Source organism: Massilia sp. UMI-21 (genome assembly GCA_015277795.1).
GTDB lineage: Bacteria > Pseudomonadota > Gammaproteobacteria > Burkholderiales > Burkholderiaceae_D > Telluria.
In genome coordinates this window covers 3,398,252-3,421,648 of the sequence record CP063848.1, presented here as the reverse complement: position 1 = coordinate 3,421,648, position 23,397 = coordinate 3,398,252, and the positions used below count along the sequence as shown (strand labels likewise).

Sequence of the window (23,397 nt, the reverse complement as noted above, 5' to 3'; positions counted from 1 at the left end):
CTTAAATGCGCTTGCTTGACACGCGCAGCCTGCGCGCCGCGCCCAGTCCGAGTACGCCCAGGCCGAGGAGCAGGAAGCTGCCCGGTTCCGGTACCGCGCCGTCCGGCCCGTTGGACATCAGGAGGGTGCGATTAGTGATGTACTGCCAGCCGTCGCCATTGTTGAAGCCCCAGCCGCCGCTCATGGTGTTGTTGTAGGTATGCCAGCAGGCGCCGACCGTGCTGGATCCACCATTCCAGCCAGCCAGATTGGTATCGCAGGAATTGCGCACGACCGTATTGCCCAGTGCGGTAAAGCCCATCGACCAGCTGGTGCTGAAGTACCACTCCGCGCCGTTGGCGGTGTGGGTCACGTTATTGTAGTTGCCGGTATCGAAGAACACATCCTCGCGCAAGGCGGCGGCCAGGATGCCGAAGGTATCGGCATCCGTTTTGCTGGCCATCATCACGTATTTGCCCGAGCAGGCCGACTTGACGCTGTCGATCGACGCGTTGCTGGAGCCGGCGTCTTCGTAGCAGGTGGTCCAGCCCCAGTTCGCGACCTGTGCAGTCGACACCTTGGTCTGGATGCCGGATGGGATAAATGCGGCCTGGGCTGCCGCCGCGGTCGACATGGCGGCGATGGCGAAGATGGTTTTCATGGAGCGCATGTTCAGGATTCCTGGTTATTGGTTATTGGTTATTGGTTATATGTGAATATCAGTTGCCATTCCCACATAAGCAAAACGCGTACCAATACATTCCAGGTGGCAATTATCTTTATTCAAATCAATAACTTATCCCCAGCGTAAGCGCTGTCATCCGTTGCGGGCATCCCGGAATGTAAAGTTTACCAACAGACCGCTGCACTGTGTGGACGTCCCGGCACGCCTATCCGCTTCGGTGGCGGGCTCAGCCCTCCAGGTCTCCGAGCGACTGCTCGACCCCCAACTGCACGTCACGCAGGAAGGCGCCGCCCTTATCGGATAGCGCAATACTGGGCGTCGCCAACTCCACCAGGCACACCAGGGTCTGGCGGAACCATTCCATGTCGGTGCCCATGAGGGGCAGGGCGTGGGCGTCGATCAGGTAGTACACCGCGCGTGTCAAGAGGTTGGGGTCGCGCCCGGCACGGGCGATGCCGGGCGCGAAATCGAGCACTTCGCGCTGGAAGCGGTCGGCCAGCGTCTCGAGGATGTCGTTCGACACCTGCGGCTGGCCGGCGGCCAGCACGAGCCGGGCCAGGTCCAGGCAGGCGGTTTGCAGTTCCTGTTCGTCGAGGCGCTGGCTCATGGGGGACCTTATTGCGCGGCCCAGCCGCCGTCCATGTTCCAGGCCACGCCGCGCACCTGGTCGCCGGCCGGGCTGCAGAAGAACACGGCCAGCGCGCCCAGTTCGGCCGGGGTGACGAAGTCGCCGGAGGGCTGCTTCTCGCTCAGCAGCGCTTTCTTGGCCGCGTCGTTGCTCAGGCCGTCGCGCGCGGCGCGGTCGTCCACCTGCTTCTGCACCAGCGGCGTCAGCACCCAACCCGGGCAGATCGCGTTGCAGGTCACGCCGGTTTGCGCCGTCTCGAGCGCGGTGACCTTGGTGAAGCCCACCAGGCCGTGCTTGGCGGCCACGTAGGCCGACTTGCCGCTCGACCCCACCAGGCCGTGCACCGAGGCCAGGTTGATGATGCGGCCCCAGTTCTTCTTCTTCATGCCGGGCAGGGCCAGGCGGGTGGTGTGGAAGGCCGAGCTCAGGTTGATCGCGATGATCGCATCCCACTTTTCGGGCGGGAATTCGTCGACGCTGGCCACGTGCTGGATGCCGGCGTTGTTGACCAGGATGTCGACGCCGCCGAACTTCTCGGTGGCGAAGCCGATCATGGCCTCGATCTCGGCCGGCTTGCTCATGTCGGCGTTGTGGTAGGCCGTCTGCACGCCGAACTCGGCGCCGACGTCGACGTAGAGCTTCTCGATCTGCTGGGCGTCGCCGAAGCCGTTGAAGACGATGTTGGCGCCTTGTTCGGCCAGCGAGCGGGCGATCCCCAGGCCGATGCCCGAGGTCGAACCGGTGACGAGAGCTGTTTTACCGCTGAGCATACTGGATTTCATTGCGTCCTCTAGTTTTGGGGGTAATCGGGCTTGCTTCCTCAGAATTGGTAGAATTCTAATCGCAACGCCCGGTAGAATGGTGAACTGCGTGGCGCTGTGCGATGCGAGAACAAAGAATATAGCCATGACGGAGCGGAGATGAGCGAAGCCAGATTAAAAAGCGTGCAGTGCAGTTCGCCCGCCGGCCTGCACCGCATGGCCTACAAGGAGTGGGGCGACCCGCTCAATCCGAAGGTGCTGGTCTGCGTGCATGGCGTCACCCGCGTGGCCGACGATTTCGACCACCTGGCGCGCGCGCTGTGCGACGCGTACCGGGTGGTCTGTCCGGACGTGGTCGGGCGCGGCCGCTCCGGCCGCCTGCGCGATCCGGAACACTACACGGTGCCGCAGTACGTCGCCGACATGGTCACGCTGATCGCGCGCGTCACCCGCGACGACGCGCTGGGCGTGCACTGGTTCGGCACCTCGATGGGCGGGCTGATCGGCATGATGCTGGCCTCGCTGGAGGACACCCCGGTGCGCAAGCTTGTGCTCAACGATATCGGTCCGGTACTCGACCAGGGCGCGATCGCCCGCATCGGCGAATACATCGGGCAGGACATCCGCTTCCCCGACTTCGACACCGGCGCCGCCTACGTCAAGGCGGTGTCGATGTCCTTCGGCCCGCACACCGAGGAAGAATGGTTCAAGCTGGCCAGCGACGTGCTGCGCCAGGAGCCGGGCGGCGAGTGGGTGCGCCACTACGACCTCGGCCTGGCCCAGCCCTTCCGCGCCATCACGCCGGAGCAGGCGGCCGGCGACGAGGCGGCCTTGTGGTCGGCCTGGGACGCGATCCGCTGCCCGACGCTCCTGGTGCGCGGCGAGCAGTCCGACCTGCTGTCGCGCGAGACGGCGCGGGAAATGTGTACGCGCGGGCCGACACCGTGGCTGGTGGAAATCCCGGGCGTCGGCCATGCGCCCACCTTCGTGCGCCCCGACCAGATCGCGATAGCACGAGAATTTTTAATCGGCGCGGCATGAGGCCTGCGCCACGTTTTATAAGAAAGCAGCTATGGAAATCAAACGACTCCACGTAGGCAAGCGCCTGTCCGAAATCGCCATCCACAACGATACCGTCTACCTGGCCGGCCAGATCGCCGAAGACACCACCCAGGGGATCGATGGCCAGATGCGCGAGGTGCTGGGCCACGTCGACCGTCTGCTTGGCGAAGCCGGCAGCGACAAGTCGTGCATCCTGACGTGCCAGATCTTCATTGCCGACATGGCGCATTTCGCCGGCATGAACGGCGTCTGGGACGAGTGGGTCGCCCAGGGCCACACCCCGCCGCGCGCCACCGTGGAGGCCAAGCTGGCCAATCCCGCATGCCTGGTCGAGGTCTGCGTCACCGCCGCACTGCGTTAACGAGGGACAGGCAAGCTAGATGGTATCAACCGCTTTACTGGGTGACGCCGGCACCCAGCTGGTCCAGGGACTCAGCGTCGAAGACTGCGCGCGGGTCCAGGCCGCGCTCGACTACGCCAGCGATGCGTACGGCGAGCGCAGCGCCGGCACGGGCCAGGACGCGCTCGAGTTCTCGCTCGGCGTGGCCGGCACCCTGTCCTACCTGCGCACCGACGCCGAGACCCGCATCGCCGGCCTGCTGTTCGAACTGGCGATGATGGACCCGCAGGTCGCCGGCGCGCTCGAGGAGCGCTTCGGCAAGGAAGTGTCGAACCTGGTGCAGGGCGTCTACCAGCTGGTCAGGCTGCGTGATCTCACGGCCGGCAAGGAGCCCGTCGCCGGCGGGAAAAATGCGGGCAAGAACGCCGCCCAGCAAGCCGCGGCCCAGGTCGAGACCCTGCGCAAGATGCTGCTGGCGATGGCTTCCGACATGCGCGTGGTGCTGATGCGCCTGGCGTCCTGCGCCACCACGCTGCGTTACTTCGCCGAGCAGAAGCGCTTCGACGAAGTCACCCGCGCCTACGGCCGCGAAGTGCTGGATTTCTATGCGCCACTGGCCAACCGGCTCGGCATCTGGCAGCTCAAGTGGGAACTCGAAGACCTGTCGTTCCGCTTCATCGAGCCCGACACCTACAAGCAGATCGCCAGGATGCTCGAAGAAAAGCGCATGCAGCGCGAGGGCTTCGTGCAGTCGTCGATCGAGGGCCTGGAGCGGGAACTGGCGGCGGCCGGCATCAAGGCCGAGGTGTCGGGGCGGCCCAAGCACATCTACAGCATCTGGAAGAAGATGCGCGGCAAGGAGCTCGACTTTTCATCGCTCTACGACGTGCGCGCGTTCCGCGTGATCGTGGCCGACGTCAAGACCTGCTACACGGTGCTCGGCATCGTGCACAACATCTGGACCCCGATCCCGAAGGAATTCGACGACTACATCTCGCGGCCCAAGCCGAACGGCTACCAGTCGCTGCACACGGTCGTCACCGCCGGGGACGGGCGGCCGCTGGAGGTGCAGATCCGCACCCAGGAGATGCACAACTTCGCCGAGTACGGCGTGGCCGCGCACTGGCGCTACAAGGAAGAGGGCGGCTCGAACTTCAAGAGCCAGCAGTACGACGAGAAGATCGCCTGGCTGCGCCAGCTGCTGGCCTGGAAGAGCGACGTGGCCGACGTGGTCACCGGCCAGGAAGACCTGCAGAAGGAATGGGTCGAGAAGCTCAAGGCCGCGACCCTGGATGACCGCATTTTCGTGCTGACCCCGCAGGCGCGGGTGCTCGAACTGCCGCAGGGCGCCACCCCGATCGACTTCGCCTACCACCTGCACAGCGAGGTCGGTCACCGCTGCCGCGGCGCCAAGGTCGACGGGGTGATGGTGCCGCTCAACACGCCGCTGCGCAACGGCCAGACCTGCGAGATCATCACCGCCAAGGGGGCGAGCGGCAATCAGGGGCCCTCGCGCGACTGGCTCAGCCCCGGCTATACGGTCAGCAGCCGGACCCGATCGAAGATTCGCGCCTGGTTCCACGCGCAGGAACAGGCCGAGACGCTGGCCCAGGGCCGGGCGCTGGTGGAAAAATCGCTGCAGCGCGAGGGCAAGACCGCGGTCAACCTGGAAGCGCTGGCGCACAAGCTGGGCTTCGCCAAGGTCGACGAGCTGTTCGTCCAGGTCGGCAAGGAGAAGTTCAGCCTGCGCCACGTGGAAGCGGCCCTGCACGACGCGCCGGAAGCGCCGCCACCTGTCGACGAAGCGGTGGTCAACAAGAGCCGCGCCTCGAGCGTGGAGCAGGGCGCCAAGTCGGGCGTGCTGGTGGTCGGCACCGAAGGCCTGATGACCATGCTGGCCCGCTGCTGCAAGCCGGCGCCGCCGGACCCGATCTGCGGCTTCGTCACGCGCGGCAAGGGCGTGTCGATCCATCGCCTGAGCTGCAAGAACTTCGCCCAGATGCGCGCCAAGGCGCCGGAACGGGTGATCCAGACCGAGTGGGGTTCGGCCGGGATGGAAACGGTGTATCCGGTCGACCTGTTCATCCTGGCGATGGACCGCCAGGGCCTGCTGCGCGATATCTCCGACGTGTTCATGCGCGAGAAGATCAACGTGACCGGCGTGAATACCCAAAGCAGCAAGGGGCAGGCGCGGATGGTGTTCACGGCCGAGATCGGATCGACCGGGCAGCTGCAGAAGGCGCTGGCGGCGATCACGGAGGTGCAAGGCGTGATGGAGGCGCGGCGCCAGTAAGCGCGCCGTTGCAGGGCATGCGGGGCCCGGCAGTATCGATACGATACAAAAACCGGGCACAACCATAAAAATTTGTATCATATCGACACCATGCGCCGCACCCTCGACCTCTACGCCCGTCCCAGCCTGTGGGGCCTCGCCCTGGCGCGCTACCTGCGCAGCTGGTGGTACATGGTGCACCTGGGCGCGGTCGCGCTGGTGATGGCGCTCTCGCCCTCGACCTACACCCGCGCCAACCGCCTCGCCGCGGCGCGCTACATCTACGCCTCCACGTGGCAGGTGCTGCCCTGGTTCTCGCTGGCCACGACCCTGGTCGGCCTGGTCATCATCCGCATCGTGCTGGTCACGGCGAGAAGCTACGGCCTGTCGCACTTCGCGCTCGAGATGGTGGTGCGGGTGCTGGTGCTGGAGCTCATTCCGCTGTCCGCCGCGATGTTCGTGGCCCTGCGCGCCAGCATGGCGTTCGACGCCTCGGCCCTCGGCCTGGCGCGCGCCGGCATGTCGCCGAAGGCCGCCAACGACGAGGCCTTGCGCCGCCTGCGGCGCGACATCGTGCCGCAACTGCTGGCCAATTCGGTGGCGGTCCTGAGCCTGGCCATGGTCACCAGCGTGATCGTGCTGGTGCTGGCCTACCTGAACGTGTACGGCCTGCTGCCCTGGGGCGTGCAGGACTACACCCGCACCGTCGGCCGCGTCTTCACCCCGGCCGTGACCATCGGCTTCGTGCTCAAGACCGTCTTCTTCGGCCTGGCCGTGGCCCTGATCCCGACCGCCGCCATCCTCGAGCTGCAACGCTACCCGCGCCGCCTCCAGTCCACCGTGCAGCCGGGCGCGGTGCGCCTGCTGTTCGTGCTGCTGGTGATCGAAGCCGCGTCGCTGGCCCTGAAATACATCTGAACATCGAAGAACAAGCAAGGAAACCATGAGCGAAGCTTTGCCGGACGAACCGAAACATGTCGAACTCAAGGCGATGATCCTGCTGGTGGCGATCGGCATCCTGGTCGTCGCCTTCATCGGCTACGTGATGCATGCGCGCGGCGTGTTCGAGCCGACCCAGCGCCTGATCCTGGTGGCCGATGACTCGTCCGGCGTGATGCCCGGCATGGACATGACCTTCGCCGGCTTCCCGATCGGGCGCGTCAGCCAGGTCGAACTTTCGCCCGAAGGCAAGGTGCGCATCCTGGTCGACGTGCAGAGCAAGGACGCCAAGTGGCTGCGCACCTCGAGCGTGTTCACGCTGGAATCGAGCATCGTCGGCGAGACCCGCCTGCGCGCCTTCACCGGACTGCTGAACGACCCGCCCCTGCCGCCGGGCGCGGTGCGCCCGGTCCTGCGCGGCGACGTCGCCGCCGAAATCCCCCGCATGGTCGCCACCGCGCGCGCGCTGCTCGAGAACCTGGAAAACATGACCGCGACCGGTTCCGACATCAATGCCAGCCTGGCCAACATCAACACGCTCACCGAACGCATGTCGGGTCCGGCCGGGGTGCTGGGCGGCGTGATGGGCGGCGATGCCGAGGCGCGCAAGCTGCGCGAGGCGCTCGACCGCATCAATTCGCTGCTCGGCAAGACCGAACGGCGCGTGTACGGCAAGGATGGCGTGATGGACGACACCCAGGCCGCGATCCGCCAGCTGCACGTGGTCCTTCAGGACGCCAGCACCACCCTCAAGAAGGCCGATGCGGTGCTGGTCGAGGCCCAGGCCGTGGGCAAGAACGCGCGCGTGGCCACCGAAGACCTGAGCGTGCTGCGCGGCGAGGTCGACGCCAGCCTGCGCAAGGTCAACCGCCTGGTCGACGAGATCAACCGCAAGTGGCCGTTCGCCCGCAAGAACCAGGAGATCACGCTGCCATGAGAATTCCCGCCATCCTCGCAGTCGCCTTGCTTGCGGGCTGCGCCAGCAAGCCCTTGCCTCCCGACTGGCAGCTTGACGCCAAAGGCGCCCTCGACGCCTCCGTGGAAGACTACCTGAAGGGCCACGGCGCGGCGGCCGCCGCCGAATTCCGGTCTGCGCGCAGCGCCACCACCAGCACCGGCCGCGCGGATCTCGTGGCCCAGGTCGAACTGGTGCGCTGCGCCGCCCAGGTGGCCAGCCTCGACTTCGACGATTGCCCCGGCTATGCGGCCCTGGCCAGCGAGGCCACGCCGGCCCAGCGCGCCTATGCCGACTACCTGTATGGCCGCTGGCAGGGGCTCGACGCGGCAGCGCTGCCCGGTCAGCATCGGCCGGTCGTCGCCACCGGCCAGGTCGCGGGTGTCGCCGATCCGCTGGCGCGCCTGGTTGCGGCCGGGGCGGCGTTCAAGGCCGGACGCATCACCCCGGAAGGCATCACGCAGGCCATCGATACCGCCTCCAGCCAGGGCTGGCGCCGGCCGCTGCTGGCCTGGCTGGGTGTGCAGGCGCGGCGCGCGGAGGCGGCGGGCGACACGCAGGAAGTGCAGCGCATCCGGCGCCGGATCGCATTGGCATCGGGCTGAACCGGCTATGTGGCGGCGCCAACAAATAAGATCGGCCGGCTGGCGCAAATGATAATTTCCAGTGCACAATGTGAGCGTATCCACCATGCATACGCTCCATGACTGCTCCCGCTCTCCACCCGGTCGCCTGCGACGACCCCGGCGTCTATCGCACCCTGCTTGAATCGACCAAGGCCATCCCCTGGCGGATCGACTGGGCCAGCATGCGCTTTACCTATATCGGACCGCAGATCGAGGCGCTGCTCGGCTGGAGCCCGTCCAGCTGGCAGACCGTGAACGACTGGGCCGACCGGATCCTTCTCGAGGACCGCGAGAAGACCGTGAACTTCTGTGTCGCCCAGTCGCAGCAGGGCGTGGACCACGAGGCCGACTACCGGGCGTTGACGGCGGATGGCGACTACGTCTGGATCCGCGACGTGGTGCACGTGGTGCGCCGCCCCGATGGCAGCGTCGATTCGCTGGTCGGCTTCATGTTCGACATCACGCAGCGCAAGCAGGCGGAGGACAAGATCGTGCAGCTGCAGCGCGAACTGGAGGTGCTTTCCTACCGCGACAGCCTGACCGGCGTGGCCAACCGCCGCATGTTCGACGCGCTGTATCCGGTCGAGTGGGCCAAGGCGCGCGCCACCGGCGAGCCGCTCTCGGTGCTGATCGTCGATATCGACTACTTCAAGCAGTACAACGACCATTACGGCCACATGCGCGGCGACGACTGCCTGCGCCAGGTGGCGGCGGCGCTGGACGCCGGCGCCTCACGCTCGCGCGACCTGTGTGCGCGCCTGGGCGGCGAGGAATTCGTGCTGCTGTTGCCGGCCACCGATGCCGAGGCGGCGTACAACGTGGCCGAGCGCTGCCGCAAGCTGCTGGCGCAGAAGGAACTGGCGCACGCGCGCTCGGGCGTGGGCCGCCTGGTGACGGTAAGTATCGGTGCCGGCACCATCGTGCCCGAATTCAAGGATGACCCTGCCGTGTTCCTGGACCGGATCGACCGTCGCCTGTACCAGGCCAAGTCGGCCGGACGCGATCAGGTCTGCGACGCCGGGGCCTGATCCGGCGCCGGCCGCAAGGCCCAGGGCAGGGTGTTATGAATGGTGGTGGCGGCCAGCGCCGCCTGGCCGGTGGCCACCGCGATCTGGTTCAGGCCGCGCGTGACGTCGCCCACCGCGAACAGGCCCGGCACCGAGGTGCGGCAGTGCTCGTCCACCAGCAGCTTGCTGCATTCGACCGTCTCGGCGCCCAGGCTGCTTGCCAGGTCGGAGCGCGCGGTCTCGCCCAGCATCGGGTAGAACACGTCGCAGGTGTAGTCCTCGCCATCCCTGGTGTGCAGGACCGGCTTCATGTCCTCGCCCATGGTCACGCCCGCCAGCGGCGAATCGATGGTGCGCACATTGGCCGCCGCCAGGCGCTGGCGGTCCTCGTCGTTCAGGGTCGATTCCGGGCCGCGCTCGAACAGCAGCACGTCGGCGCTGAAGGTGCGCATGAACAGGGCGTGGCCGACCGGGTTGGTGCTTGACGTGACCACGCCGATGCGCTTGTCGATCACATCCCAGCCGTCGCACACCGGGCACAGGCGCACGGCGCCGCAGCGCACCGCCTCGTCCCAGCGCTCGACCGGCATGCCGGCATCGGCCACGCCGGTGGCCAGCAGCACGGTGTGGGCGCGCAGCTGGCAGGGCTCGCCGCCGCTTGCCGGCGCATAGTCGGCGACGAACATGCCGTCTTCCAGGCGCAGGTCGAGGATCTCGCCCGGCATCACGCTGCCGCCGTAGTTGGCGAGCTGGGCGCGCAGGTTCTCGAGCAGTTGCACGCCGTTGATGCCTTCCGGGAAACCCGGGTAGTTGTGCGAGACCGGAATCCAGGACAGGCGGCTGTTGCCCTTGTCGACCAGGGCGACGTGGCGCGTGAAGCGGCGCAGGTAGACCGCGGCGGTCAGGCCGGCCGGGCCGCCGCCGATGATGAGGGTGTCGAATACTGTGCGGGAGCAATCCATGGGAGGATTATGCGGGCCGCGCAGCCCCGCGCGTATCGGCGTGCCTGCCAGCCGCAGGTAAGAACGGACTTACAAGGACCGGCAATCGGCTACAGCGACTTGCCGCCGGCCGCCTCCGGCTGCAGGGTCACATGGTCGATCCCGTGCCGTTCGCGCAGCATGGCGCGTACCGCGTCGAGCACTGCCGGCCATTGTTCCAGGTTGGCGATCTCCAGGTGGCCGATGAGGGCCGGATGCCCCGGGGACATATCCCACACATGCAGGTCATGCACGTCGAGCACGCCGTCGACCCCCTTCAGGTCGGCGCCGACCGCCAGGTAGTCGATCGCGCTCGGGACGCCTTCCATCAGGAAGTGGTAGGACTCGCGCAGGATGCCGGATGTCGAGCGCAGGATCAGCAGGGCAACGAAGATCGACAGGATCGGGTCGACCCGCAGCCAGCCGGTGAAGTAGATGATGGCGCCCGAGGCGATCGCGGCGATCGAGCCGAGCAGGTCGCCCATGACGTTCACCAGCGCAGCGCGGGTGTTGATGCTCTGGTTGTCGCGCGACAGCACCCAGGCCACCAGCAGGTTGATGGCGGCGCCGATGGCCGCCACCACCAGCACCACGCCGCCCTGGACCGGTTCCGGGTGCAGCAGGCGTTGCCCGGCTTCCCACATGATCCAGGCGACCAGCAGCAACATCGCCAGGCTGTTCACGAAAGCGGCCAGCGCCTCGGCGCGCACGAAGCCGAAGGAGTGGCGCGCCGACGGCGGGCGCGCGGCGATGGCCTGGGCCATCAGGGCCAGGCCGAGCGCGGCGGCGTCGGTCACCATATGGCCGGCGTCCGAGATCAGGGCCAGCGAGTTGGAGATGAAACCGGTCACGGCTTCGATGATGGCGAACAGCAGGGTCAGGCCGAGCGCCATCGACAGGGCCAGCTGGCTGCGGCCCTCGATCACGTGGGCGTGGCTGGCGTCGCCGTCGAGGTGGGCGTGCAGGTGTTCGGAAGGAGGGTGGACGGACATGGCGGCGTGGCGATTTGATCAAGCCCTAGTGTAAAGCAAAGCCCTGCCGCCATTGCAGGCAAGCTCGCCAGGAAACTTTTTCTGTGACAAGCCTTGCCTAGGACGCGCGCGCTCCCTATAATAGCGGCATCGGGCGGTTAGTTCAGCTGGTTAGAATACTTGGTCGACATCCAAGGGGTCGCAGATTCGAATTCTGCACCGCCCACCAGAATATCTCAGACAGTGCGGGGAACTCCGGTTTTCCGCTCTTGTCGTCAGTAAGAGCGAGAAAGGCATCATCGGTTATGACACCGCGAACTACAACCTGGTTGTGGGGGAATCGCTAGACGCGGTACGGTGGCCTTTTGTTCGAAAGAAACTCGACAACACTGAAGAAAACGCGCCTGGTGCGCGTTTTTTTTCGCCCCGAATTTTCAAGTTTCAAATTTATCAATCTTAGCGGGCGCCCGGCGCCGATTGGAGATCAACATGTTGAACGTACGACTTCCGGACGGCTCCAGCCGTCAGTTCGAAGGTCCGGTGACCGTTGCCCAGGTTGCCCAGAACATTGCGCCGAGCCTGGCCAAGGCCGCGCTGGCCGGCAAGGTCGACGGCAAGGTCGTCGACACCTCCTTCCTGATCGAATCCGACGCCGACCTGGCGATCGTCACCGACCGCGACCCCGACGGCCTGGACGTCATCCGCCATTCGACCGCCCACCTGCTGGCCCATGCCGTCAAGGAGCTGTTCCCGGACGCCCAGGTCACCATCGGCCCGGTCATCGAGAACGGCTTCTACTACGACTTCTCGTACAAGCGCCCGTTCACCCCGGACGACCTGGCCGCGATCGAGAAGAAGATGCAGGAGCTGGCCAAGAAGGACCAGCCGGTCGCCCGCAAGGTGCTGCCGCGCGACGAGGCCGTGGCCTACTTCAAGTCGATCGGCGAAGACTACAAGGCCGAGATCATCGCCTCGATCCCGGCGGGCGAGGACGTGTCGCTGTACGAGCAGGGCGGTTTCACCGACCTGTGCCGCGGCCCGCACGTGCCCTCGACCGGCAAGTTGAAGGTCTTCAAGCTGATGAAGCTGGCCGGCGCCTACTGGCGCGGCGACTCCAAGAACGAGATGCTGCAGCGCGTCTACGGCACCGCCTGGACCAAGAAGGAAGACCAGGAGCAATACCTGCACATGCTGGAAGAAGCCGAAAAGCGCGACCACCGCAAGCTCGGCAAGCAACTGGACTTCTTCCACTTCCAGGACGAGGCCCCGGGCCTGATCTTCTGGCACCCGAAGGGCTGGACCATCTGGCAGCAGGTCGAGCAGTACATGCGCAAGACTTACCAGAACACCGGCTACAACGAAGTCAAGGCGCCGCAGATCATCGACGTGTCGCTGTGGCAGAAGACCGGCCACTGGGACAACTATCGTGAAAACATGTTCACGACCGAGTCGGAAAGCCGTACCTATGCGCTCAAGCCGATGAACTGCCCGGGCCACGTGCAGATCTATAACGCCGGCCTGCGCTCCTACCGCGACCTGCCGCTGCGCTACGGCGAGTTCGGCCAGTGCCACCGCAACGAGTCCTCGGGCGCGCTGCACGGCCTGATGCGCGTGCGCGGCTTCACCCAGGACGACGGCCACGTCTTTTGCACTGAAGACCAGATTGCGCCGGAAGTCGTGGCCTTCCACGCCCAGGCGATGCAGGTGTACGAGGACTTCGGTTTCGAGAACATCGACGTCAAGATCGCCCTGCGCCCGGAAAACCGCATCGGCTCCGACGAGGTGTGGGACCAGGCCGAGGCGGCGCTGCGTTCGGCGCTGCGCAACTGCGGCGTGGAGTGGACCGAACTGCCGGGCGAGGGCGCCTTCTACGGCCCCAAGATCGAGTACCACCTGAAGGACAGCCTGGGTCGCCCATGGCAGGTCGGCACCATGCAGGTCGACTTCTCGATGCCGGGCCGCCTTGGCGCCGAGTACGTGGCGGAAGACAACACCCGCAAGGTGCCGGTCATGCTGCACCGCGCGATCGTCGGTTCGATGGAGCGCTTCATCGGCATCCTGATCGAAAACTACGCCGGCGCGCTGCCGCTGTGGCTGGCGCCGGTGCAGGTCGCGGTCTTGAATATTTCGGATGCGCAAGCAGATTATGTGAAGCAGGTCGAGGCGAAACTGCGCGCGGCAGGACTGCGCGTTCACGCTGATTTGCGGAACGAGAAGATTACTTATAAAATTCGCGAGCATTCCGTCCAAAAACTGCCGTACATTCTGGTTGTTGGCGACAAGGAACGTGAAGCGAATACGGTGGCCGTGCGAGCACGCGGCAATGTCGACCTCGGCGTCATGCCGGTCGACGCGCTCGTGGAGCGCCTGGTGGCAGAAGTTGCCGCCAAGGCAAAATAAATGTGCAAATGCGCGCGGCCGATTAACATACTTTCAAAGGAAACAACATAGCTACTGACAAACAGAATCGCATCAACGGCGAGATCACCCATCCCGAAATGCGCCTGAACGGTGTGGACAACGAACCGCTGGGCATCGTGACCCTGGCGGAAGCGTTCCGCCTGGCCGAAGAAAAGAACGTCGACCTGGTCGAAATCGCGCCGAACGCGGTTCCGCCGGTCTGCCGCCTGATGGATTACGGCAAGTTCAAGTATTCGGAGCAGAAGAAGGCGCACGAAGCCAAGCTGAAGCAGAAGATCATCCAGGTCAAGGAAGTCAAGTTCCGTCCAGGTACCGATGAAGGCGACTACAGCATCAAGCTGCGTAACCTCATCAAGTTCCTGGAAGAAGGCGACAAGACCAAGATCACGCTGCGCTTCCGCGGCCGCGAAATGGCGCACCAGGACATCGGTATGCGCATGCTCGAGCGCCTGCGCGGCGACCTCGAGGAAGTCGGCCAGGTCGAGCAGTTCCCGAAGCTCGAGGGTCGCCAGATGATCATGATCGTTGCGCCGAAGAAGAAGAAGTAATACCCCGGGGTTTCTTCGCGAAGGTCAGGATTGCCGGCCGGGACCGGGTGCCAGTGCAAGCTGCGCCCGGGCCCGGCCTGCGGTCGTTTGTGCGATCCGCACATCGTTTGCCCGCAAAAGGCCTGGCTCGGCCATCGCACCCCAACAATTTCCCCAGAAGCTGTGCTATCATCTGCGGTTCCTGTTTTTAACAAGCAGGTTGTAGTCGGCAGGTAGTGGCGCCGGCTGCAAGACAAGTGAAAGCAGGCATCCAAGAGCAGCGTTGCCGCCACCTGCAATCCTGTCGTATAGAGGCTGTCCATAAAAGGGCAGATGACTATGCCAAAAATGAAAACCAAAAGCTCCGCGAAGAAGCGTTTTCGCGTGCGTCCGGGCGGTACCGTGAAGTCGGGTATGGCGTTCAAGCGTCACATCCTGACCAAGAAGACCACCAAGAACAAGCGTCAGCTGCGCGGCACCCGTAACATCAATGCGTCGGACGTGACCAGCGTCTACCGCATGATGCCTTCCGCTTAATCTCACTAATCATCTACTAAGGGAGCTACCATGCCTCGAGTAAAACGTGGGGTTACTGCACGTGCCCGTCACAAGAAAGTCCTTGAACTTGCAAAAGGCTACCGTGGTCGCCGCAGCAAGGTATTCCGTATTGCCAAGCAAGCAGTCATGCGCGCCGGCCAGTACGCATACCGCGACCGCCGCAACAAGAAGCGCGTTTTCCGCGCACTGTGGATCACCCGTATCAACGCGGCATCGCGTTCGCACGGCATGACCTACAGCGCCTTCATGAACGGCCTGAAGAAGTCCGGGATTGAACTGGACCGTAAAGTCCTGGCCGACATGGCAGTGCACGACAAGCCGGCATTCGCCGCGATTGTCACCGCCGCCAAGGCCAAGCTGGCTGCCTGATCAGGCAAGTCTGCTAGCAAGACCAGCGTCAGGGCAACCTGACGCGAAGAGAGCGGGGCACGGTTGCAGAACCTGTGCCCCGTTTTTGATTGTGGTGGGTCCTTGCCGAAGCGACTGCGCGTTGCACCGCCGCGCGCTACGCTTCTGCATGCCCTGAAGCGCTGCCACTCAAAACAGGAATAGAACAAGATGCAATCGCTGGAAGATCTCGTCTCCGCCGCACAGGCTGATTTCGCTGGCGCGCCCGACGCCGCCGCACTCGAAAATGCCAAAGCCAGATACCTGGGCAAGACCGGGCAAATCACCGACCTGATGAAGGGCCTGGGCAAGCTCGACCCGGAACAGCGCAAGGCGCAGGGCGCCCTGATCAATGCCGCCAAAGAAAAAATCGAAGGGGCACTGACCGGCCGCCGCGACGCCCTGGCGAATGCCCAGCTCGAAGCGCGCCTGAACCTGGAGGCGATCGACGTCACGCTGCCCGGCCGCGGCCGCGCCAAGGGCGGCATCCATCCGGTGATGCGCACCTGGGAACGCGTCGAGCAGATCTTCCGCTCGATCGGCTTCGACGTGGCCGACGGCCCCGAGATCGAAACCGACTGGACCAACTTCACCGCACTGAACAGCCCGGAAAACCACCCGGCCCGTTCGATGCAGGACACCTTCTATATCGAGGGCAATGACAGCAGCGGCAAGCCGCTGCTGCTGCGCACCCACACCAGCCCGATGCAGGTGCGCTACGCGCGCACCCACACGCCGCCGATCAAGGTGATCGCGCCGGGCCGCACCTACCGCGTCGACAGCGACGCCACCCACTCGCCGATGTTCCACCAGGTCGAAGGCCTGTGGATCGGCGAGGACATCAGCTTCGCCGACCTCAAGGGCGTGTACCTCAACTTCGTCAAGGCCTTCTTCGAGACCGACGACCTGCAGGTGCGCTTCCGTCCGTCCTACTTCCCGTTCACCGAACCGTCGGCCGAAATCGACATCGCGTTCGGTTCCGGTCCGCTCAAGGGGCGCTGGCTCGAGGTCTCGGGCGCCGGCCAGGTGCATCCGACCGTGGTGCGCAACTTCGGCCTGGATCCGGAAAAATTCATCGGTTTCGCGTTCGGCTCCGGCCTCGAGCGCCTGACCATGCTGCGCTACGGGATCAACGACCTGCGCCTGTTCTACGAGGGCGACCTGCGATTCCTGAAGCAATTCAATTAATTCGGGCGCTGATTCAGTCGATTCAGTCATAAAAACACATAGTCACGCGCTGACGAGGTAAAACGAATATGCAATTCTCCGAAAACTGGCTCCGTTCCCTGGTGAACCCGCAGCTGAGCTCCGACGAACTGTCGCACCTCCTGACCATGTCCGGCCTCGAAGTCGAGGAAGTCGAGCCGGTTGCGCCGCCGTTCACGAACGTGGTGGTGGCCGAGGTCAAGGAAGTCGCCAAGCACCCGGACGCCGACCGCCTCAACGTCTGCCAGGTGGACGTCGGCACCGGCACCCTCCTGAACATCGTCTGCGGCGCACCGAACGTGCGCGCCGGCATGAAGGCGATCTGCGCCAAGGCCGGCGCCGTGCTGCCGCCGGGCGCCGACGGCAAGCCCTTCGCGATCAAGGTCGGTAAACTCCGCGGCGTCGAATCGCAGGGCATGATGTGCTCGGCCAAGGAACTCAAGATCTCGGAAGAGAGCGCCGGCCTGATGGAACTGCCGCCTGACGCACCGGTGGGCGCCGACATCCGCGACTACCTCGGCCTGGACGACCTGAAGTTCACCATCAAGCTCACCCCGAACAAGGCCGATTGCCTGTCGGTGCTGGGCGTGGCACGCGAAGTGTCGGCCCTGACCGGCGCCCCGCTGCACGTGCCGACCACCGAGCAGCTTGCCGTCACGCTTGACGACATCCTGCCGGTGACCATCTCCGCCCCGGACCTGTGCGGCCGTTTCACGGGACGCGTCATCCGCGGCCTGAATGCGCGCGCAGCCACCCCCGACTGGATGAAGCAGCGCCTCGAGCGCAGCGGCCAGCGCTCGGTGTCGGCCCTGGTCGACATCTCGAACTACGTGATGCTCGAAGTCGGCCGTCCGTCGCACGTGTTCGACCTGAGCAAGATCCACGGCGGCCTGGACGTCCGCTGGGGCAAGCGGGGCGAGTCGCTCAAGCTCCTCAACGGCAACACCGTCGCGGTCGACGAGTGGGTCGGCGTGATCGCCGACGACAGGCAGATCGAATCGCTGGCCGGCATCATGGGTGGCGACGCCACCGCCGTCAGCCTGGACACCACCGACATCTACCTGGAAGCGGCGTTCTGGTGGCCGAACGCGATCCAGGGCCGCGCCCGCAAGTACAACTTCTCGACCGATGCCGCGCACCGCTTCGAGCGCGGCGTGGACTACGCGACCACCGCCGAGCACATCGAGCGCATCACCGCGCTGATCGTCGAGATCTGCGGCACCCCGGATACCCGGGTCGGTCCGGTCGACGACCAGGCCGTGAACCTGCCGCAGCGACAGCCGGTCGCCATGCGCACCGCGCGCGCCGCAAAAGTGATCGGCGTGCCGCTGACCGACGAACTGGTGGCCGACATCTTTACCCGCCTGCAACTGCCGTTCACCTTCGACGCCGGTAGCGATGGGCCGGGCGTGTTCCACGTGAGCTCGCCGTCCTACCGTTTCGACATCGAGATCGAGGAAGACCTGATCGAGGAAGTCGCGCGCGTGTACGGCTTCGAGAACATCCCGACCCGCCCTCCGGTCGCCCCGACCGCCATGCTGGTCGAGCCGGAAGACACCCGCTCGCTGTTCGCGATCCGCCACCAGCTGGCCGACCTCGGTTACCAGGAAGTGGTGAACATGAGCTTCGTGGAAGCTCAGTGGGAGCAGGATTTCGCCGCGAACAGCGCGCCGATCCGCCTGCAGAACCCGATCGCCAGCCAGCTGAGCGTGATGCGCTCGAACCTGGTGGGCAGCCTGGTGGCGAACGTGCGCTACAACGTCAACCGCAAGGCCGGCCGCGTGCGCGCGTTCGAAGTCGGCGCCGTCTTCGCGCGCAACCCGCAGGTAGAGGACGGCCCGCTGTCGATCGCCGGTTTCGACCAGCCGAAACGGGTCGCGGCGATCGCCTACGGCCCGGTCAATGACGAGCAGTGGGGCGAGAAGACCCGCCCGGTCGACTTCTTCGACGTCAAGGCCGACCTCGAGGCGCTGTTCGCCCCGGCGACCCTGCGCTTCGTGAAAGGCGAGCACCCGGCGCTGCATCCGGGCCGCAGCGCCCTGGTGGAGCTCGACGGCAAGCACATCGGTTTCATCGGCGAACTGCATCCACGCTGGCTGCAGAAATACGACCTGCCGCAGGCGCCGGTCCTGTTCGAAGTCGATGCCGAGGCGCTGCGCCGGCGCGCCGTGCCGGCCTATGCCGAGATTTCGAAGTTCCCGGGCGCGACGCGCGACCTGGCGCTGGTGGTGAAGCAGGGCGTGTCGGCCCAGGAAGTGCTCGATACCTTCCATGCCGAAATTGCATCGAATCCTGGCGGCAAGATCGTGCAAGCCGTTGTTTTGTTTGATGAATACCGCGGCAAGGGGCTGGAGACGGATGAAAAAAGCCTTGCTTTCCGCTTTGGCTTGCAAGATACTCAATCGACGCTGCAGGACGACGCGGTGGACGCCCTCATGGCGGCCGTGGCGCGTGCGGCACAAGAAAAAGTCGGCGCAAAGCTGCGTGCATGAGGTGAACACCGCGGTGAGCACTGCGGTGCTTCACCGTGGGGGGCTTCAGGGATTCACGTCGCTGAAGCGCCTCACATCGTTCCAAAACATCGTTTCTTGAAGGTAGGGCTTCAAAATTAATAACAACGACGTTGACTCGGTCGTATTCCAGGAAGCACTGGCGGCCGATCTGCATCGCGCGACGCAAGTGGCGCGCATGCGGAAGGAAGCAGAGCAGGCATTACCGACCTTGACCAAGGCCGAGCTGGCCGAGCTGCTGTTCGAGCAGGTCGGCCTGAACAAGCGCGAAGCCAAGGACATGGTCGAGACCTTCTTTGACGAAATCCGCAACGCGCTCGAGCGCGGCGAAGCGGTCAAGCTGTCCGGCTTCGGCAACTTCCAGTTGCGCGACAAACCGCAGCGGCCGGGTCGCAATCCGAAAACCGGGGAAGAGATTCCCATCACGGCGCGGCGCGTCGTGACCTTCCACGCCAGCCAGAAGCTTAAGGGAATGGTCGAGGAGACCAGTCCTTCGAGTAACTCGCTGGCCCGAGCTGCCTGAGTGCTAGATGAGCGAACGACCGAACAAGCCTGAATCCATTGTCCTGCCGCCGATCCCGGCGAAGCGTTACTTCACGATCGGTGAAGTGAGCGATTTGTGCGGTGTCAAACCGCACGTTCTGCGTTACTGGGAACAGGAATTTACCCAGCTTAAGCCGGTCAAACGCCGAGGTAACCGTCGTTATTACCAGCACCACGAAGTGCTGCTGATCCGCCGTATCCGCGAATTGCTCTACGAACAGGGCTTTACCATCAGCGGTGCGCGCAACCGCCTCGACGGCCGCGGCCACGAACTGCTCAGCGCGGACGAAACCGAGCTGCCTGCGGCGCCCGGCATCGACGTCGAAGCGGTGCGGGCCGAACTGCTCGACATCCTCGCGTTCCTCAAGCACGGCAGCAGCCCCGGCAGCGCCGCCTGAGCTGCCGGCGCGACGGGCGCCGGCCTTCGCCCTGCGGATGCGCGGCGGTGCGGTAGGTCCTGGTGCTCACCACATCCGTCGATTCGACCTTGGCGCGACCTGTCTTCACAGGCCGCGCATAACTCAGCAAGTGTGTGCTGTTGATGCCCCGCCCCGTAGTGATAGAATGTCACCTGCGGTCATGCTGACATCAACGCATGCAAGCCGGGGCGTCTGCACGGACCTGGCACTTTCCTGACAAGGGAAAATTTAAGGGAAGACAATGATACGCGTTGCCATTTGTGACGATCACCAAATAGTTCGAGCTGGATTCAAACAGATTTTCTCGTCGTCGGGCGAATTCGAAGTCGTCGCCGAAGGCGCTACCGGGCGTGAGGCCCTCGACATCGCCCGTCGCGAAATCTGCGACGTGCTTCTGCTCGACATCGCGATGCCCGACCAGAGCGGCATCGATATCCTGCGTACCATCCGCCAGGGCCAGCCCAACCTGCCGGTACTGATCCTGTCCGGCTATCCGGCGCAGCAGTATGCACTGAACCTGTTCAAGATGGGCGCCAACGGCTACCTGAACAAGGAGTGCGAGGCGGACGAGCTCAAGACCGCGGTGCGTACCGTGTTCCAGGGCCGCCGCTACGTGAGCTCGACCGTGGGCGAGTTGCTGGCGCAGAGCTTCGACCGCGATCCGAATACGGCGCTGCACACCGAGTTGTCGGACCGCGAGTTCCAGGTCTTCCTGCGACTGGCGAAAGGCGCGACCGTGTCGGACATCGGCAATGCCCTGTCCCTGTCGATCAAGACCGTGTCGACCTACCGCACCCGCATCATGGAAAAAATGGGCCTGCAGTCCAACAGCGACCTGACCTATTACGCCATGAAGAACAACCTGCTCGACTAGATTGCCCCCCTCGAAAGCGCCGGCCTGCCGGCGCGTTCGGTTTCCGCACCTCCCGCACCTCCCGCACCTCCCGCACCTCCCGCACCTCCCGCACCGGTTCCGGCTTCTCCGCCGCGCTTCCAAGATTGTTTCCAAACCTTACAAAGATTTCGCCGCTGTGCAACATTCGTATTGCATACAGCCCGGTATGCGGGCACACTTGCAGGCGTCGGCCACCCAGCATTTCCGCATCTACCCGAGGCTGGCGTCCGCATAGCATTCGCTACCTGACCGTCTCGCACCGCACCGTCGCGCTAAGGCGACTATCATCGGCGCGGACGGCTTGAGTTGCGCGAAAGGAAGCCCATGTATTTTTCCACCGCCTTCGAAGGCAAGCGCTTGCACGGCCTGCCGCTTTCCAAGACCCTGTTGTGTGTCGCCTGCGTCGTGATCCTGGTCATCAACGCGATCTTCCTGATCCGCAACCTCGACGACCTGCGTTCCGCCAACGCCCTGCAGGCCCAGACCGCACGCGTGTCGGACGAGCTCCAGCTGCTCAACCTGCTGGTGACCGATGCCGAAAGCGGACTGCGCGGCTACTTCCTGTCCGGCTCGGAAGTGAATCTCGGGCCCCTGCACGCGGCGCCGCAGCAGATCGACAAGCAGCTACGCGCGCTCGGCGTGCTGGTGGCCGATAATCCATCCCAGACCAGGAATCTGGCCCAGCTGCGCAGCCTGGTGCAGCGCAAGCTCGGCCTGATGCACCAGTCGCTCGAGGTCTATCGCCAGGGCGGGCTGGTCGATATCGTCGCGATCTCGGCGGCGGCCGACGAGCGCGGGCAGATGGACGAGATCCGCCTGCAAGTCGTGATCATGACGCGCGAACAGAATGAACTGCTGGCGGCCCGCACCGGGGCGTTCTACCAACAGTCGCGCCGTACCGTGCTGTTCGGGGTCGGCATCAATGCCGTGGCGATCCTTGTCATCCTGCTGTTCCATAACCTGGTGCAGCGCAGTTTCGGCCTGCGCCTGGAGGCCGAAGCCGCGCTGCAGCAGACCAACGACAGCCTGGAAGCCATCGTCGCCGAGCGCACCGCGCAGCTGTCGGTGCTGTCGCGCCACCTGATCAAGGTGTCGGAAGAAGAAAAGTCGCGCCTGGCGCGCGAACTGCACGACGAGATGGGCGCCAACCTGACGGCCATCGGCATGGACATGAGCACGGTCAGCGAGCAGCTCAAGGGAAGCCATCCGGAACTGGTGTCCATGCTGGGCCGGGCGCGCAGGACCCTGGTCGACACCGTCCAGCTGAAGCGCCGCATCATCGAGAACCTGCGTCCAAGCCTGCTCGACAACATGGGCCTCTCGGCGGCGCTGCAGAGCTATTGCGCCGACTACGCGCGCGTGACCGCGCTCGAATGCGACGTCCTGGTCGATGTCGAGGTCGACAGCGCCGGCCCGATGCAGGCGATTGCACTGTTCCGCATCACCCAGGAAGCCCTGAACAACATCGCCAAGTACGCCCAGGCGCGCACGGTGATCGTCAACCTGACGCGCGAGCCCGACGGCTGGGAGCTGGAAATCACGGACGACGGCATCGGTATTCCCATGGATGCGATGGCCCGGTCGAAGTCGCACGGCCTGCTGGGCATGCGGGAGCGCGCGCTGCTGTTGGGCGGCAGCCTGCACGTGGAACGCGGCGTGAATGGGATCGGCACCTGCGTACGCGCCTCGCTTCCGGCGGCGGCGCCGGGCGGAGAGGGTGAAGAGGGCGCTGGACGGAGTGGCATTGCGCCGCAGTTGGCGCGCGCCCAAATGAAAGCGCCGTCCCAGTTGCCTGGAACGGCGCTCGAGGATCAGCACCAGGGGCAGCCGGGCAAGACACCCGACGGCACCCGCGTCAGTTCTTAACGCGCCACGTCGGACAGCAGGCGGTCGTATTCCGATTTGGCGACCTTGTAGCATTCGCCGGCGTATTCTTCCAGGCCCGCACGGTCGAGCACCGTGATGTTGCCGCGGCGGTACTGGATCAGGCCTTCGTCCTGCAGCTTGCCGGCGGCGGCGGTGATGCTCTCGCGGCGCACGCCCAGCATGATCGAGATGAGTTCCTGGGTCACTTTCAGTTCCATGCTGGCCGAACGGTCCAGGCGGTCGAGCAGCCAGCGGCACAGTTTCTGCTCGATCGAGCTGTGGCGGCCGCCGACGGCGTTCTGGGCCATCTGGGCGAACAGGGCGTTGGTGTAGCGCATCAGGAGCTGGGGCAGGGCGCCGCCCTTGTTGAAGGCATCGCGCAGGAACTGGGTCTTCAGGCGGTAGCCGTAGCCGGCGCTTTGCACCACGGCGCTGCAGGTGGCGCGCTCACCCATGAACAGCGACACGCCGACCGCGCCTTCGTGGCCGACCACCGCGATTTCGGTGGTCGCGCCATCTTCCATCACGTACAGCAGCGACACGATTGCCGTGGTGGGAAAATACACGTATTCCAATTTGCTGCCATACTCGAACAACTCTTTGCCGAATGGCAGGGGGACGAGCTCCAGGTGCTCGAACAGGCTTTCCAGGTCTTGGCGGGGCAGGGCGCCGAGCAGTTCGTTCTGCTGGGTGCCGCTATAGCTGACAACGGGGCGGGACGCGGCTTTCACAGGCTCACTCGTGGCTGGGATCTTGTGTTGCGCTTTGTGCATACCACCAAGTTGAGTGTTGTTCATTTTTTGTCCTCTTATCTGTAACGTGCGTCGGTTTGCGATTGTTTGAGGTCTTGTTTTCGTTTC

At 64.8% G+C, this 23,397-nt stretch carries 23 protein-coding genes and 1 tRNA gene; 18 read left to right on the top strand and 6 right to left on the bottom strand.

The window, feature by feature from the left end; all coding sequences use genetic code 11:
* Position 1 precedes the first annotated feature (1 nt).
* The 3 genes from IM543_15060 to IM543_15050 all read right to left on the bottom strand — a co-directional run bounded on the left by IM543_15060 (position 2) and on the right by IM543_15050 (position 2,074).
* A complete protein-coding gene (locus IM543_15060; GenBank protein ID QOY92911.1) occupies positions 2-649 on the bottom strand; it encodes a PEP-CTERM sorting domain-containing protein in 648 nt (215 codons plus the stop codon).
* Positions 650-890: 241 nt separating this feature from the next.
* The gene (locus tag IM543_15055; protein ID QOY92910.1) at positions 891-1,271 is read right to left on the bottom strand and encodes a hypothetical protein; all 381 of its coding nucleotides are present in this window, start codon (positions 1,269-1,271) and stop codon (positions 891-893) included.
* An 8-nt stretch (positions 1,272-1,279) separates the two neighbouring features.
* On the bottom strand, positions 1,280-2,074 hold the full coding sequence (locus IM543_15050; protein ID QOY92909.1) for a 3-hydroxybutyrate dehydrogenase: 795 nt from the start codon (positions 2,072-2,074) through the stop codon (positions 1,280-1,282).
* Between the two features lie 138 nt (positions 2,075-2,212).
* Here IM543_15050 and IM543_15045 point away from each other — a divergent pair, with 138 nt between their 5' ends.
* The 7 genes from IM543_15045 (at position 2,213) to IM543_15015 (ending at position 9,275) form a co-directional block, all read left to right on the top strand.
* On the top strand, positions 2,213-3,094 hold the full coding sequence (locus IM543_15045) for an alpha/beta hydrolase (protein QOY92908.1): 882 nt from the start codon (positions 2,213-2,215) through the stop codon (positions 3,092-3,094).
* A 31-nt stretch (positions 3,095-3,125) separates the two neighbouring features.
* The gene (locus IM543_15040) at positions 3,126-3,476 is read left to right on the top strand and encodes a RidA family protein (GenBank protein ID QOY92907.1); all 351 of its coding nucleotides are present in this window, start codon (positions 3,126-3,128) and stop codon (positions 3,474-3,476) included.
* 19 nt (positions 3,477-3,495) lie between these two features.
* A complete protein-coding gene (locus IM543_15035; GenBank protein QOY92906.1) occupies positions 3,496-5,748 on the top strand; it encodes a bifunctional (p)ppGpp synthetase/guanosine-3',5'-bis(diphosphate) 3'-pyrophosphohydrolase in 2,253 nt (750 codons plus the stop codon).
* Between the two features lie 90 nt (positions 5,749-5,838).
* A complete protein-coding gene (locus IM543_15030) occupies positions 5,839-6,645 on the top strand; it encodes an ABC transporter permease (protein QOY92905.1) in 807 nt (268 codons plus the stop codon).
* Between the two features lie 25 nt (positions 6,646-6,670).
* Positions 6,671-7,603, top strand: a complete 933-nt coding sequence (locus IM543_15025) for an MCE family protein (GenBank protein ID QOY92904.1) — start codon at positions 6,671-6,673, stop codon at positions 7,601-7,603.
* Entirely contained in the window at positions 7,600-8,226 is a 627-nt protein-coding gene (locus tag IM543_15020) for a hypothetical protein (protein QOY92903.1), read from the top strand. The genes IM543_15025 and IM543_15020 overlap by 4 nt, the downstream gene beginning before the upstream one ends.
* A 98-nt stretch (positions 8,227-8,324) precedes the next feature.
* Entirely contained in the window at positions 8,325-9,275 is a 951-nt protein-coding gene (locus IM543_15015; GenBank protein QOY92902.1) for a sensor domain-containing diguanylate cyclase, read from the top strand.
* Here IM543_15015 and IM543_15010 read toward each other — a convergent pair.
* Together IM543_15010 and IM543_15005 are read right to left on the bottom strand one after the other, a co-directional pair.
* Positions 9,251-10,216 carry an NAD(P)/FAD-dependent oxidoreductase gene (locus IM543_15010; protein ID QOY92901.1) on the bottom strand — a complete coding sequence of 322 codons (966 nt, stop codon included), beginning with the start codon at positions 10,214-10,216 and terminating at the stop codon, positions 9,251-9,253. The genes IM543_15015 and IM543_15010 overlap by 25 nt on opposite strands.
* Before the next feature lie 89 nt (positions 10,217-10,305).
* Positions 10,306-11,226 carry a cation transporter gene (locus IM543_15005; protein QOY92900.1) on the bottom strand — a complete coding sequence of 307 codons (921 nt, stop codon included), beginning with the start codon at positions 11,224-11,226 and terminating at the stop codon, positions 10,306-10,308.
* Between the two features lie 131 nt (positions 11,227-11,357).
* On the opposite strand from IM543_15005, the gene IM543_15000 reads away from it, so the two are divergent.
* From IM543_15000 to IM543_14950, 11 genes are all read left to right on the top strand, one after another.
* Positions 11,358-11,434 (top strand) — tRNA-Val (locus IM543_15000).
* Positions 11,435-11,694: 260 nt separating this feature from the next.
* Entirely contained in the window at positions 11,695-13,605 is a 1,911-nt protein-coding gene (gene thrS / locus IM543_14995) for a threonine--tRNA ligase (GenBank protein QOY92899.1), read from the top strand.
* A gap of 47 nt (positions 13,606-13,652) precedes the next feature.
* Complete coding sequence (gene infC, locus IM543_14990) at positions 13,653-14,174, top strand: translation initiation factor IF-3 (GenBank protein QOY96702.1); 522 nt, start codon at positions 13,653-13,655, stop codon at positions 14,172-14,174.
* A gap of 318 nt (positions 14,175-14,492) precedes the next feature.
* Entirely contained in the window at positions 14,493-14,690 is a 198-nt protein-coding gene (gene rpmI, locus IM543_14985) for a 50S ribosomal protein L35 (GenBank protein QOY92898.1), read from the top strand.
* A 30-nt stretch (positions 14,691-14,720) separates the two neighbouring features.
* Complete coding sequence (gene rplT / locus IM543_14980; protein ID QOY92897.1) at positions 14,721-15,080, top strand: 50S ribosomal protein L20; 360 nt, start codon at positions 14,721-14,723, stop codon at positions 15,078-15,080.
* 189 nt (positions 15,081-15,269) lie between these two features.
* Positions 15,270-16,286, top strand: a complete 1,017-nt coding sequence (pheS, locus tag IM543_14975; protein QOY92896.1) for a phenylalanine--tRNA ligase subunit alpha — start codon at positions 15,270-15,272, stop codon at positions 16,284-16,286.
* A gap of 68 nt (positions 16,287-16,354) precedes the next feature.
* Positions 16,355-18,796 carry a phenylalanine--tRNA ligase subunit beta gene (locus IM543_14970; protein ID QOY92895.1) on the top strand — a complete coding sequence of 814 codons (2,442 nt, stop codon included), beginning with the start codon at positions 16,355-16,357 and terminating at the stop codon, positions 18,794-18,796.
* Between the two features lie 115 nt (positions 18,797-18,911).
* A complete protein-coding gene (locus IM543_14965; GenBank protein ID QOY96701.1) occupies positions 18,912-19,337 on the top strand; it encodes an integration host factor subunit alpha in 426 nt (141 codons plus the stop codon).
* A 7-nt stretch (positions 19,338-19,344) separates the two neighbouring features.
* Positions 19,345-19,755 carry a MerR family transcriptional regulator gene (locus tag IM543_14960; GenBank protein QOY92894.1) on the top strand — a complete coding sequence of 137 codons (411 nt, stop codon included), beginning with the start codon at positions 19,345-19,347 and terminating at the stop codon, positions 19,753-19,755.
* 262 nt (positions 19,756-20,017) lie between these two features.
* On the top strand, positions 20,018-20,650 hold the full coding sequence (locus tag IM543_14955) for a response regulator transcription factor (protein ID QOY92893.1): 633 nt from the start codon (positions 20,018-20,020) through the stop codon (positions 20,648-20,650).
* Positions 20,651-20,995: 345 nt separating this feature from the next.
* Entirely contained in the window at positions 20,996-22,537 is a 1,542-nt protein-coding gene (locus IM543_14950) for a CHASE3 domain-containing protein (GenBank protein QOY92892.1), read from the top strand.
* Here IM543_14950 and IM543_14945 read toward each other — a convergent pair.
* Complete coding sequence (locus IM543_14945; GenBank protein ID QOY92891.1) at positions 22,534-23,334, bottom strand: Crp/Fnr family transcriptional regulator; 801 nt, start codon at positions 23,332-23,334, stop codon at positions 22,534-22,536. The genes IM543_14950 and IM543_14945 overlap by 4 nt on opposite strands.
* Positions 23,335-23,397: the final 63 nt, after the last annotated feature.